Raw genomic sequence first — 12,684 nt, 5'->3', positions numbered from 1 at the left:
GCGCACCGCACCGACAATAGGCACCGTCCGACCTAAAGCTACAGGTCACAGGGCTGGCGGGGGCCGATGCCGGGATGCTGCTGGTCCCGCAGCGCGCTCTCGTCCATGTCCGGCTCGCGATGTGGGACCAGCAGCATCCCGCCTGCACCAGGAGTCGTCGTCACTCGCTCCAACTCCTGCACCACAGCCGGGTCGTCGGCCTGCCCGTTCCCCTCGGCCTCGATGAACTGCCCGATCACCACCTCCGCTGCCTCCAGCCGGGCCACCTCGGCATCGATCTCGGCGAGCTCCTTGCGCAGCCGTTCGGCGCGATCGGCCAGCACGACCCTCCGCTGCATCACCCAGACCAGCAGTGAGGCAATCCCGGCCCGGCATCGCGATTCCGGCGAACCGGGAATGTGTCGGATGATCACCTGCTACCGATCACACCCACGACCGGCACGAGCATCTCAGCCCCTGCCCACGCCAGCCCCATGACCAGCGAATTCCGGTTGAACAACGCTCATTCCAGGGTGAGGCCTGCGGGGACGGCGTCGAGGTCCTGGCGGAGGAAGCCGGCGAAGCCTTGCATCGGCTTGGGGGGCCTGTTCGGCCTGGCGGATCCACTCCAGAAGAAGGTATCCGCGCCGATGGCGGATGAGATCGGCGAACGTGCGGGCGAGGTCGCAGGCCCGGGTGATGTCCGGGCAGGCGAACCGGACCTCCAGCAGCTGACTTTTACCGCCTTGGCTAATACTCCAGCCGTAGATCGTGATCTCGATGGTGAGGGGCGTCGAGGCGGCAGGTGTCCAGCGTGGATCATCTCGCCCGAGATCGCCCATGCCGTCGCGGGCGTCGGCTCCTTCTCCGTCTAACCGAGTTCACCGCGACGGAGGGCGTCCCTTATCTCGCTGAGCTTCGCGGTCGTTGCCGGGGTCCGCTCCTGTGCTTGTTCAGCAAGTCGGAGGGCATCGTCGATCTCGCTGAGCTTCCTGGAGGACAGGACGGCCGCCCGCTCTATCAGGTCGTCCCGGGACACGGTGGTCAGCCACGTGCACGGGGTGAAGCCCGGACGCGGGAACGCGAGCCGCAGCACGCCTTCGAGCGGCAGCCCTTCACCGGCGCCGACCGTCACTTCGATGCCCAGACCGCTGATGTCGAGGCCCGCCGGAGCGACGACCTGCATCACCTGGAACCCGGACGCGTCGTCTCCTGACAGCAGTACGACCAACCTCCGCTCGTCGAACTGGACCCACCAGACTTCGCCACGTTGCACAAGCCCTCCGATACACAGGACGGCAGGCAGACGCTGCGCGACCTGACGCGGTGTGGAGACGGGTGCGGCCACCGTTGATCATCGGTGTGTGAAGACAAACAATCATGCGGTGGCCGCAGGTCACAGCGTAGACCCTGCCTGCTGGCGGGAGGCCTTCGAGGGCCTGATGAGCCGGATAGCGGGACGCTTCACACGGGTCGAATCCCGACGCCGGGCCCGGAAGTTGGTACTCGGCCTGTTGTCGGACCTGCCGCGCAAGAACTGCTGGACCATCGCCGAGTGGGCCGGGGACAGGACCCCGGACGACATGCAGCACCTGCTCGAGAGGGCGAAGTGGGATGCCGACCAGGTCCGCGACGAGGTGGGTGACTACGTGGTGGAGCATCTGCACGACGACGAGGCGGTGCTGGTGGTCGACGAGACCGGCGACGTGAAGAAGGGCACCGACACCGTTGGAGTCCAGCGGCAGTACACCGGCACCGCGGGCAGGATCGAGAACGCCCAGGTCGCCGTCTACCTGGTCTACGCCGGCCGCCGCGGGCACGCCGCAGTGGACCGGGAACTCTATGTTCCGCGTTCCTGGACCTCCGATCCCGACCGCTGCCGGGCCGCCGGCCTCGGTGACAATACGGAGTTCGCGACCAAGCCGGAGCTGGCCGCTCGCACGGTCACCCGATTCCTCGACGCCGGCCATCGGGCCGCCTGGGTCGCGGGAGACGAGGTCTACGGCGACAACCCGAGGCTGCGCACCGCGCTGGAGGAACGCGGCACCGGCTACGTCCTCGCGGTGGCCTGCTCGCACGAAGTCACCACAGGCGCCGGGAGGTTTCGCGCCGACATGTTGGCCAGGAAGGTGCCCAAGAGCGCCTGGCAGAAGCTGTCCGCAGGGGCCGGAGCCGAGGGCCACCGCTTCTACGACTGGGCCGCCATCGACCTCACCGATCCCCGGCCCGGGAGCCGGCAGCTGCTGATCCGCCGCAACCGCAGCACCGGCGAACGTGCCTACTACCGCTGCTACTCGCCTGCCGCAGTGCCGCTGACCACCCTGGTGCGCGTCGCTGGGTCAAGGTGGCGGGTCGAGGAGTTATTCCAGTCCGGCAAGGGCCTGGCGGCCCTGGACGAGCACCAGGTCCGCCGCTACCCGTCCTGGTCCCGCTGGGTCACCCTGGCCATGCTCGCGCATGCCTTCCTCGCTGTCCTCCGCGCGAACGAACACGAGGGTCATCCCTCGCCCGACGAGCTGAAACCGCTCACTTGTGACGAGATCCAACGACTGTTCATCACGCTCGTCAACCGGACCGTCTTTGACCCTGTCCACCGACTTCGCTGGTCCGTCTGGCGACGCCGCCACCAGGCCCGATCCCAGACCAGCCACTACCGGCGTCAAGCCGCTCAAGCATGAAGATCACGATCTACGGCTGTAGTACTAACTCGGTGTCGATCCGCTCTTGCCGGGCGTGCGGCTGGGTGCGCCCGGTCGGCGTGCGCGGCGGTTTCAGCTACGGGTGCGAGGGTGGCGTTCCTGCCTCGGTATCGCTGCTCGCTGTGCTGGTCAGGATCGCGCCTGCGACGACGGCGAAGAGGTGATCGGCGCGGGGCGCGAGCGAGGGTTGGTCGCCGAGCCAGGCGAGCGCCTCCACCAGCGCGAACAGGTCGGCGCCGTCGATGTCGGTCCGCGCCATGCCCGCGGCCTGGGCACGGGTGAGGAGCCGCGCGCCGGCCGCGCGCAGAGTGACGCACGAAGCGTGGAGTGCGGACTCGGTGTCCTCGATGGCGGCTGCCATCAGCACGACCGCGCCCCGGTACTCGGTGGTCCACGCGACGCAGTCGCGTAGCCACGAAACGAGAGCGTCGTCGGGCGAGCTGGACGTTTCCAGGGCGCCCGCCTTGGCGGTCAGCTCGTCGAAGCTCGTGTGGAGCAGGGCATCGAGCAGCGCCTCGCGTGTCGGGAAGTGACGCAGCAGCGTCGCGAGTCCGACCTCGGCCCTGCGCGCGATGTCGCGCAGCGACACGTCCACGCCCTGCTCGGTGATGGCGGCGCCCGCTACCGCGAGCAGGTGGTCGCGGTTCTTCCTGGCGTCGGCCCGCATCGGCCCCCCTTGACTATCCGGATCAGTGGTCCATATATTCGGATCAGTGGTCCGCTTATGTGGACCGCTGATCCGAATAAGCCTATCCCGCGCCGCGGGCCGCCGACGAGCCACCCCTCCGGCCGTCACCGCCGTCCGCCGCAACAGCCGGGAGGCGGCGACGCGCCCCGGCCGTGACCACTACCTGTTGAACCGGTGACGCATTGGGCGTAATCCACCGACGTCAAGAAACAAGGACATCCCCATGAATCTGAAGCTCGAAATGATCGTGCTGCCCGTCTCCGACATCGACCGGGCCAAGGCCTTCTACGAGAAGGTCGGATTCCGCCTGGACGTCGACCACACGGCCAACGAGGACTTCCGGATCGTGCACTTCACGCCGCCCGGCTCCGAGTGCTCGATCATCTTCGGCGAGGGGATGACCCCCATCGCACCCGGCTCGTTCCAGGGCCTGTACCTCATCGTCTCCGACATCGAGGAGGCCCGCGCGGAGCTCACCGGCCGCGGCATCGAGGTCAGCGAGATCTTCCACGACGCAGGCGGCGTCTTCCACGGCCACGAGGGCGGGGACGTCACCCACCGCGGCCCCGGCCAGGAGCGGCTGGCCGGCCTGCACCCCGAGCGCGCCTCCTACGGCTCCTTCCTCACCTTCAGCGACCCGGACGGCAACGGCTGGGTGCTCCAGGAGGTCTCGCAGCGCCTGCCAGGCCGCTGACCACCGCACAAGCCGCCGTCCAAGGGCTGCAACGGGCCGTGTCCGGCCCGGATGGCAGCCGGTCCGGCCCAGTGGTTCTCGCGGCCCGGGCCGAAGGCCGGCACCGGACCGCCGGCCGAGCGCCAGGGTGCTCTCCGCCGCCCGGCGGTCGGCTGCCACAGGGCCGCCCCGGCCGAGCGGCCGCCGTGAGCGCCGCGGGGCCGAGAGACGGCTTTGCCGCCGGGGCCGTCCCAACCCGCGACCGCCCCCTCGGCCCCGTGCGGCGTGGCAGCCCGGGGCCGTCCGGCGGCGGGAAACGGCAAACAGGGCCGGTAATGGGCCGCGGCCGCCGGAGTGTCCGACCGAGCCACGGAAGCAATGAGGAACGAAACAGTGAGGAACGAAGTAATGAGGAACGCAGCAGTGAGGAACGCAGCAGTGATGAACGAGACAGCCCGCACCTACGACGTGATCGTCATCGGCGGGGGGCCGGTCGGCGAGAACGTGGCCGAACGCGCCCGCGCCGCAGGGCTCAGCGCCGTGATCGTGGAGCGCGAACTCCTTGGCGGAGAGTGCTCGTTCTGGGCCTGCGACCCGAGCAAGGCGCTGCTGCGGCCGGTGGTGGCACGTGCCGACGCGAGCCGCGTCCCCGGACTCGACCCGGCGGTGGCGGGGCCGCTGGACGTCGAGGCGGTCCTCGCACACCGCGACATGATGTCCTCGTACTGGAAGGACGAGGACCAGGCCGACTGGCTGAACGCGGTCTCCGTCGACCTCATACGCGGCCACGGCCGACTCACCGGCTGCAAGGAGGTGGCCGTGCAGACCTCTGAGGGCGACACCATCGCCCTGACCGCCCGGCACGCCGTCGCCGTCTCCACCGGCACCCGCGCCGCCCTGCCTCCCATCCCAGGATTCGACACCGTGCGCCCCTGGACCAGCCGCGAGGCCACCAGCGCCGACAAGGTGCCCGACCGCCTCGCCGTCGTCGGCGGTGGTGTGGTGGCCGTCGAGATGGCCACCGCCTGGCAGGCCCTCGGCTCCCAGGTGACCATGCTGGTCCTCGAGAACGGGCTCCTCGAGCGGATGGAGCCGTTCGCCGGCGAACTGGTCGCCGACGGACTGCGCGAAGCAGGCGTCGACATCCGCTTCAGCACCACCGTCACCTCCATGGCCCGCGAGGGCGGCGAGGACGGCGAGGTGCGGATCACGCTGTCCGACGGCAGGGAGCTGGCCGCGGACGAGATCCTGCTGGCGACCGGCCGCGCCCCGCAGACCCGCGACGTCGGCCTGGAGACCGTCGGTCTCACCCCCGGCGACTGGCTGACCGTCGACGACACCTTCCGGGTCACCGGCGTCGACGGCGGCTGGCTCTACGCCGTCGGCGACGTCAACCGCCGCGCCCTGATGACGCATCAGGGCAAGTACCAGGCCCGGATCGCCGGCACCGTCATCGGCGCCCGCGCCAAGGGAGAGCCCATCGACGACGCCCCCTGGGGCGCGCATGTCGCCACCGCCGACCACGCGGCCGTCCCCCAGGTCGTCTTCACCACTCCCGAGGTCGCCTCCGTCGGCCTGACCAGCCGCGAGGCCGAGCAGAGCGGACGCCGCATCGAGGTCGTCGACTACGACCTCGCCCGCGTCGCCGGCGCCCACCAGTACGGCGACGACTACCGTGGCCGGGCCCGCATGCTCATCGACACCGACCGCAACACCGTGGTGGGCGTCACCTTCGCCGGCCCCGGAGTCGGGGAACTGGTGCACTCGGCCACCATCGCGGTCGCCGGCGAGGTGCCCCTCGACCGGCTCTGGCACGCCGTCCCCGCCTTCCCCACCCTCGGCGAAGTCTGGCTGCGGCTGCTGGAGACCTACCGCGGCTGAGCATGCTCCGGCCGGCACGCGGGGCGGTCCTGACCTCCGCCGGGTGACTCGGTCGTCTGCGGGTGAGGAGCGATCCTCCTGTCCCGGTGGCCGGCAGTCTTCTTCGGTCGACGAGTCCGACCCGATGTCGAGTCACACAGACGGGTCGCACAGACGGGGCGGGGTCCAAGGCTCCGGCAATCCGGGAGTCCTGGGCTTCAACGGCCCACCCACGCCCCCTGCCACAGGCGCGCCAGCCAATCGGAACGATTCCGCACACTCAGCGCTCCTTCAGGACCTCGCCCACCTATTCGTCAACATTCAGGTGATCCTCTTTCATGGTCTTTCCTCCTTGCAGTGTCCGCTGCTCCATGGCTGCGACGGCGGACCTGCCCTTCTTTAGGCGCTGCGGGTTGTCGTGACCGCGGACACGACGACCCGCAGCCTGGACGGCGGCCAGGTCGCGAAGCACCGCCCCGACCCCTGGGTACAGGGCCAGCTGCTGGCGTTCAACCCCTGGATCCAAGATCAGCTGGCGCTGTTCGCGCACTACGGCGAACCCGGTCATCGGTAATGCGCGATCGACTCTCACGGGAGGGCGTGTACGTGGCGCCATGACCACAAGCGGCGGTCCTGAACCCGCGCGAGGAAGGGCGGTTGATCCGCTTCGACCGGGGAGCGAGGGCTACCTCGACGGGGCCCTGGCTCTGGACGACCTCAGCTTCGAGGCCGGGTCAGGAGAGACCGCGGTCCTGGTGGGCCCCTCCGGATGCGGCAAGACCACGTTGCTGCGCTTGATCAAACCGCATGGTCGAGCCTGACTTGGGCCGGGTCCTGCTGAACGGTCGGCACACCGCCACCATCGCCGCGTACGGCTGCGTCGAGGCAGCGGGCTGTGGGGGAGGGCGTCGGTGACCGCGCCCACGACGCCGTCAGTCCGTGCTCGGTGAACAGTCCCTTGAGTGCGGCGCGACGCGAGGCGCGCGGGTTCGCTGAATCCGGAGCAAGGCTGCCCGGGGAGCCGGGCCGTCGTGTCCCAGGGAAGTCGCTACTGTGTGCCGGTTCGCAGCCAGTTGACGTGCGCTCGCGCAGCGGCGCGCGCCGGAGCGTTTGGGGGCAGGGGTGGTGCGGCCGCGTGCGTCGGTCCGGCCGCCACGCTCCCTGCCGGGACCTTTTGGTGCGGGCCAGAGTGGGACGACGGTGAGCGGGGGCAGCCCGCTCCGGTCGGGATCCCAGGTGTCCTTGCGTGGATCGCGGCCGATGGGCAGGTGCCGGACGTACGGGCCGATTTGGGTGGGGTGCTCGCTTCCGGGCGGACCCGGTAGGGCATTTCTTGGGGAGGACCGATGAACGCGGTGGACCCGCTTATGTTCGACCGTCGTGTAGCGGTGGTGACCGGTGCTGGGCGTGGGCTGGGCCGGGAGCACGCGATGCTCTTGGCGACGCGGGGCGCGAGGGTGGTGGTCAACGACGTGGGAACCGGGATTGACGGTCGTGGGTCGTCAGCATCGCCCGCGCATGCGGTGGCCGAGGAAATCCTCGCGATGGGCGGCGAGGCCGTCGCGGACATTCACGACGTCTCCACTACGGCCGGCGCGCAGGCACTGGTTGCCACCGCCGACCAGCAGTGGGGGCGGCTGGACATCGTGGTCAACAACGCGGGGATCTCGATCCTGCGGCCGCTCACGGAGCTCTCCGACGACGAGTGCCGCCGGGTGCTGGACACGCACGTGGGCGGGACGTTGAACATGTTGCGTGCGGTCTGGCCGCACATGGTCGCATCCGGTTACGGGCGCATCGTCAACACGTGCTCGGATGCGCTGTTCGGCGACACTGGGCTCAGTGTCTACGCCGCGGGCAAGGGCGCCGTCCTGGGGCTGACGACTTCGCTGGCGGCCGAGGGCGCAGCGCACGGGATCAAGGTCAACGCGGTCGTCCCCATCGCCGGTACCCGTATGTCCCTGGAGGCGGTCCAGGGCGACGAACAGATGACCAGCCTCCTCACGTCACTGTTCCCCGCCCGGCATGTCGCGTCTGTGGTGGCGTTTTTGGCCCACGAGCGGGTGCCCTGCACCGGGGAGCTGCTCCACGCGGCCGGTCGCCGGGTGGGGCGGATCTTCCTGGGGGCCACAGACGGCATGCTCTTCAAGGAAGACCCGACTCCGGAAGCGATCTGCGAGCACTTCCTCTAGGTGGGCACTACGGAGTCCTTCCGCACGCCAGAAACCGTCGGCGCCTCCATGGCCTTCTCGCTCGGCCGGCTGGGCACCGGCGACACCGCCCCGCTCACCCTCGACCTCACCACACCGCCTTCCCAGACCTGAGGCCCGCTCCCGCGGCCCTTCGCCACGGGACCACTGCGTAGATGCCGGCGGAGTCTGCGGATCGGTTCCGGCCGGGGCCCGACGCGCCGTGTCGTGTCAGTGTGGCGACGTCAGGCGGGGGAGAGGTCGGGGCGTGCAAGGTGCCAGCGTGCGGGATGGTGCCATCGGCCGCAGGCGTCTCGGGCGACATCGACGCCGACTTCCACCACCAGCTTGGGCCGGACAGATCGGATGTCCGGCCTCCTGTGCCTGTGTCCGCGCACCGCACTTATCGCTTGCCCCTTGAGCGGAAACACAGAAAATCCGCCGCGGATCCAGCCACGATCCAGCCACCGAAACGACCGTCCGCGACCGTGGTTTCGACCCGGCGACCGGCGACCGGCGACCGGCGACCGGCGACCGGCAACCGTCGACGACCAGACCGAGAGCTGGAGCGACCGGAGGGCTACGACTACGAACCTCCGAGGGCTGATCCCGGTCCCGCAAGGTCGTCACCCCGAACCGAAAACCTCAGTAGTCGTCCGAGCCGGTAGCCGACGGCGGTACCTCGACGACGAAGAACAGGAAGCAGGTTTTGGTCGAAAGGTCATGGAAGGCGTCGGGGAACAGCTCAATGGCGGCCGGGTCGGGCTGCGGCTCGCTGATGACGGAAAGGCGGAAACCGGCGGTGGTGAAGGCATCGGTCATCGCGTGCAATGGCTTGCGCCAGAACTTCATCGGGACGGACTGCCCGTTGAACGTCCAGTCGAAGGTATAGCTGGTGGTCGCAAAGTAGTCGGGCCGAGGATCCTGGAACGTGTAGGCCACGAAAGGGTGGTCCACCGACGCGATCAGCCGGCCGCCGGGCCTGAGCACTCGCCGCAACTCGGCCAGCGTCGGCCCCCAGTCCTCCAGGTAGTGCAACACCAGCGACGCGACCACGTCGTCGAACGCACCGTCGTCGAACGGCAGGCGGTCGCTCAGGTCGACCACGTGCAGGGCTACGTCGTCACCGAGCCGCCGCCTGGCCAGCGCCAGCATCCCGGCGCTGGCGTCGATGCCGGTGACAACGGCACCGCGGTCGCGCAGTGCAGCGGACAGGGGGCCCGAGCCGCAGCCGGCGTCCAGGATCCGACGGCCGGCCACGTCTCCGGCGAGGGCTAACATCGCGGGCCGCGCGTAGTACGCGTTCACGAGGTTGTTCTCGGTTTCCGCCGAGTACGCCTCGGCGAAGCTGTCGTAGTCATTCACCCGGGCCGGATCGGCAGACTGGGCGGGACTCTCGGGCACATCGGTTATGCGTTCCATCGTCGCAGCCTAGTAGTCACATGATGCGCCGGACAGGCTCTAGCCCTCCCGCGCCCACGGCCGCAGTTTCTCCGGGTTGCGGACCGCCCAGATCCGGGTGACGCGCCCGTCGGAGACGTCGAAAGAGGCTACGGTCACGACGACGCCGGCGCGCTGGGCCACCAGGCCCGGCACACCGTTGACCGACCGCTCCAGGAGTTCGAGCCCAGGAGCCTTGTCGGCAATGGCCACCATGTACTGGGCGATGCGCGCGCCGCCCTCGACCGGGCGCAGGACCGTGCCGACCATGCCGCCGCCGTCGGCGGTCATCACGGCGGCCGGGTTGAGGAGATCGACGAGGGCTGCGATGTCCTTGGTCTCCCATGCCTCTTTGACGTGCCTCACCACGTCGGCCTGGCCGGTCGCCGTCACCGGAGTGCGCGCGACGCTCACCCGCCGCCGGGCGGAGGCCGCCAGCTGCTTGCAGGCCGCAGGGGTCCGGCCGAGAACGTCGGCGATCTCGGCGAACGGGTACCGGAAAACGTCGTGCAGGACGAACGCCACCCGCTCGGCGGGCGTCATCGACTCCAGGACGACGAGGAAGGCCATGGCCACCGACTCGTCCAGGACGATCTGGTCGACAGGGTCCGCAGGGCCGGTGGGGCCGGCGCCGCCCGCGCGGTCCCTCTCGGTGCGGTCGGGCAGCGGCTCGGGCAGCCACGCGCCGACATAGCGTTCACGACGGGCCCGCGCCGAGCCGAGCAGGTCCAGGCAGATGCGGCTGGTCACCGTCGTCAGCCAGGCGCCGGGGGACAGGATCTCCTCCTGCCGACTTCGTGGCAGCGCGTACCAGCGTGCGTAGGCATCCTGTACCGCGTCCTCGGCCTCGGTCACCGAACCGAGCAACCGGTAAGCGACATTGATCAGTTGGTGTCGCTCGCCGGCTATCCCATCGGTGCTCCCGACAGTCCCCATCTTCCGGCCGCCCCCTCGCCTTACCTTTCGCAGGCCCGCGTCGTCGGGCTGGTGAGACCTTATCGATCTACTGCCCGAGGGCGGAAAAGAGGACTGTGACATGGCCACTCAGGTGACGGCGACAGCGAACGCACAGCGCAGCGCCTCGTTCCTGCAGATCGCGATCGCCCTGCAGACCCTGACCATCTTCCTTCAGGCGGTCTCCGCCGGACTGCTGCTGACCTCGTCCTACGGAGAGACGCTGCACAGTGTCGGAGCCCGTGTGATGTACGGGGCGTCGATGCTGTATGTGCTCGCCGCGGTGCTGGCGTGGAAGCCGGGCGGCGGCTCGCCCCGGCCTGTCTGGCACGCCTCCGGTTTCCTCGTACTTGCCTCGGTCCAGGTCCTGCTCGGCATCGCGCACGTCCCGTCGGTCCATCTCCCCCTGGGAGTCCTGATGTTCGGTCTGAGTGTGCTGGCGCTGGCCCGGCGCTAAGGTCCGATACGGGCCCGCCGGGATCAACCAGGCTGCTTTCTGCGAATTATCCGATCGTTGGTCCGGGTGTGTCGCTGACTGATGACAGCGGGCACGGATCGAGCAGTTGCCTCAACGGGCCCAGGGCGGAAGTCGGTGGTGCCGAGCATCAACGGGCTGTAGTACCCCAGGCAGCGAGTGTCCGCTCTCGCTGGCCTGTATTGAACGAGGATCTCGATCAGCCGTTGGTCAACTGCAGCAGTCAGTCGGTCTCCCCGGACGGCGCGACCGGCCAGTGGGCGGTGATCAGGGCGGGTATCTCGGCCATCCTCCTCATGATCCCACCCAGTGACCTAAGCCGATGCTCCTTCCGCGGCAGACCGTTCAATGTGCGCTGCGTGACCAAAGCGCCTGTGGACTGGCCAGCCACGGCGCGACGTTCTGGCCAACGACCAAGCAACACGAGTCCACGACCAGCCGCGCTTCGGGAAGCACTGGCCAACTGCGGCACAACGTCACCACGGCCCCGGGGAAGAGCCGCTGTTGCCTGGTGGGCGCAACTGCCGGACTGCGCGCATCACCGCCCAGCGGCTGCCGTTCCCGGTGCCGGACGAGCGCCCACCACTTCGTCGACAGTTACGCCGACATGCACGACCTCGCTGAGGACCTGCCCGTGCCCGACGGCGTACCCGAGGCCGCGGCGACGGTCCTGCACACGGCCCGCGAGCTGCTGCGCCACTCGTACGTCTGCTACGAGTTCTCCGCCGTGGCGGTCATGCACTTCCTGATCGCGGTGGAGATCGTGCTGCGCGACCGCATCCCGGACGCCGGCAAGAAGCCGCTGCGGAAGCTCATCGAGCAGGGCGCCGGGGCGGGGGTCCTGACGGCCCGGCAGGCGGAGTACCTCGACTACGGCCGCAAGATCCGCAACGGCATGGCACACGGCCAGACCACCCACACGGCGATGCCTCCGGCCGTGGCGGTCCTGATGGTGACCACCTCGTTCGCGATCGTCACCGAGCCGTGCGCCCCTGCCCTGTGACAGCGAACCTTGACTCATTGCCGCCGAAGGCTGGTCAGCGTGGCGCGGTGATGTCGGCCTTGAAGGGGCTGCCGTGGCCGGGCACGATCAGGTCCGCGGCGGCCAGCACGCGGAGCCGGGAGGCGCGGAGTACCTCGCGGTCCGGGGCTACCGGGTCGTCCGCGGGGCCGTCCGAGTGCCACCACAGGTCGCCGGCGAACGCCACCACGCCCGTGTCCGTGCCGGCCAGCAGGGTGATGTCCTCGAGGCTGTGTCCCGGCGTGCGGATCAGCCGCAGCGACGGGGTCAGTTCGTAGCCCTCCGCGTCCCGGTTCCTCCACTGGTCGCCCAGGTACTCCACCTTGTGGTCGTGGACCGTGGCCCGTCCGAACAGGCCCACGTTCATGGTGTTGTCCGGGTGGTGGTGACTGAGCACCACATCGGTGATGTCGTCGGGGCCGAGCCCCAACTCCGCGAGCGGGCCGAGGATGTGGTCGCGGCTCGCCACCATGCCCGGGTCGAAGACCACATGCCGGCCGCCGTCGGCGACGTAGGAGACGGTGGCGGCGACTCCAGGTCCGGTGGAGCCGACGTAGCCGGTGGTGAGGATCGTGTACACGGCGCTGCGGCCGAGCGGTGCGTCTGTCATGTCCCCCATCCTTCCGGGCGGGTCGGCCACTGACGAGTGGCACTGCTGCCTCTCATCGCAGGATTCGTGCCATTCGTGCCACACTGCTCCTGTGCC

The 12,684-nt window shown here is 69.4% G+C and carries 15 protein-coding genes; 9 read left to right on the top strand and 6 right to left on the bottom strand.

Features of this window, described 5'->3' with window-relative positions; all coding sequences use genetic code 11:
- Positions 1-38: 38 nt before the first annotated feature.
- Positions 39-338, bottom strand: a complete 300-nt coding sequence (locus tag SAVERM_RS03865; protein WP_042492703.1) for a hypothetical protein — start codon at positions 336-338, stop codon at positions 39-41.
- A gap of 512 nt (positions 339-850) precedes the next feature.
- Positions 851-1,255, bottom strand: a complete 405-nt coding sequence (locus SAVERM_RS03860) for a type II toxin-antitoxin system PemK/MazF family toxin (RefSeq protein WP_031080431.1) — start codon at positions 1,253-1,255, stop codon at positions 851-853.
- Between the two features lie 166 nt (positions 1,256-1,421).
- Between SAVERM_RS03860 and SAVERM_RS03855 the strand changes: the two genes are divergently transcribed.
- Complete coding sequence (locus SAVERM_RS03855) at positions 1,422-2,657, top strand: IS701-like element ISSav2 family transposase (RefSeq protein WP_076611994.1); 1,236 nt, start codon at positions 1,422-1,424, stop codon at positions 2,655-2,657.
- Between the two features lie 97 nt (positions 2,658-2,754).
- On the opposite strand, the gene SAVERM_RS03850 is transcribed toward SAVERM_RS03855, so the two are convergent.
- Positions 2,755-3,345, bottom strand: a complete 591-nt coding sequence (locus SAVERM_RS03850) for a TetR/AcrR family transcriptional regulator (RefSeq protein WP_010982107.1) — start codon at positions 3,343-3,345, stop codon at positions 2,755-2,757.
- Positions 3,346-3,589: 244 nt separating this feature from the next.
- Here SAVERM_RS03850 and SAVERM_RS03845 point away from each other — a divergent pair, with 244 nt between their 5' ends.
- From SAVERM_RS03845 to SAVERM_RS45265, 6 genes are all read left to right on the top strand, one after another.
- Positions 3,590-4,060 (top strand): VOC family protein, encoded by a 471-nt coding sequence (locus tag SAVERM_RS03845; RefSeq protein ID WP_010982106.1) that lies wholly within the window; start codon positions 3,590-3,592, stop codon positions 4,058-4,060.
- A 420-nt stretch (positions 4,061-4,480) separates the two neighbouring features.
- A complete protein-coding gene (locus SAVERM_RS03840; protein WP_010982105.1) occupies positions 4,481-5,920 on the top strand; it encodes a dihydrolipoyl dehydrogenase family protein in 1,440 nt (479 codons plus the stop codon).
- Between the two features lie 397 nt (positions 5,921-6,317).
- Complete coding sequence (locus SAVERM_RS42645) at positions 6,318-6,473, top strand: hypothetical protein (RefSeq protein WP_010982104.1); 156 nt, start codon at positions 6,318-6,320, stop codon at positions 6,471-6,473.
- Positions 6,474-6,513: 40 nt separating this feature from the next.
- Positions 6,514-6,720: an ATP-binding cassette domain-containing protein gene (locus SAVERM_RS45800; RefSeq protein ID WP_078234723.1), complete on the top strand. Its 207-nt coding sequence runs from the start codon at positions 6,514-6,516 to the stop codon at positions 6,718-6,720.
- A 525-nt stretch (positions 6,721-7,245) separates the two neighbouring features.
- Positions 7,246-8,091 (top strand): SDR family NAD(P)-dependent oxidoreductase, encoded by an 846-nt coding sequence (locus SAVERM_RS03835; protein ID WP_010982103.1) that lies wholly within the window; start codon positions 7,246-7,248, stop codon positions 8,089-8,091.
- Positions 8,092-8,223, top strand: coding sequence for a hypothetical protein (locus SAVERM_RS45265; RefSeq protein ID WP_255253750.1), 132 nt, complete (start codon positions 8,092-8,094; stop codon positions 8,221-8,223). It abuts the gene before it with no gap.
- A 510-nt stretch (positions 8,224-8,733) separates the two neighbouring features.
- Here the strand turns inward: SAVERM_RS45265 and SAVERM_RS03830 are convergent.
- Both SAVERM_RS03830 and sigJ read right to left on the bottom strand, forming a co-directional pair.
- Positions 8,734-9,510 (bottom strand): class I SAM-dependent methyltransferase, encoded by a 777-nt coding sequence (locus SAVERM_RS03830; RefSeq protein WP_010982102.1) that lies wholly within the window; start codon positions 9,508-9,510, stop codon positions 8,734-8,736.
- Between the two features lie 39 nt (positions 9,511-9,549).
- Positions 9,550-10,464 (bottom strand): RNA polymerase sigma factor SigJ, encoded by a 915-nt coding sequence (gene sigJ, locus SAVERM_RS03825; protein ID WP_010982101.1) that lies wholly within the window; start codon positions 10,462-10,464, stop codon positions 9,550-9,552.
- A 100-nt stretch (positions 10,465-10,564) separates the two neighbouring features.
- Here sigJ and SAVERM_RS03820 point away from each other — a divergent pair, with 100 nt between their 5' ends.
- Positions 10,565-10,939, top strand: coding sequence for a hypothetical protein (locus tag SAVERM_RS03820; protein WP_010982100.1), 375 nt, complete (start codon positions 10,565-10,567; stop codon positions 10,937-10,939).
- Between the two features lie 625 nt (positions 10,940-11,564).
- Positions 11,565-11,960, top strand: coding sequence for a hypothetical protein (locus SAVERM_RS03815; RefSeq protein WP_048894527.1), 396 nt, complete (start codon positions 11,565-11,567; stop codon positions 11,958-11,960).
- Between the two features lie 34 nt (positions 11,961-11,994).
- Here SAVERM_RS03815 and SAVERM_RS03810 read toward each other — a convergent pair whose 3' ends face one another.
- Positions 11,995-12,588, bottom strand: a complete 594-nt coding sequence (locus SAVERM_RS03810; protein WP_010982098.1) for an MBL fold metallo-hydrolase — start codon at positions 12,586-12,588, stop codon at positions 11,995-11,997.
- Positions 12,589-12,684 lie beyond the last annotated feature (96 nt).

Origin of the sequence: Streptomyces avermitilis MA-4680 = NBRC 14893 (assembly GCF_000009765.2) — a bacterium.
Lineage (GTDB): Bacteria > Actinomycetota > Actinomycetes > Streptomycetales > Streptomycetaceae > Streptomyces > Streptomyces avermitilis.
This window is presented reverse-complemented; position numbering and strand designations above follow the sequence as displayed.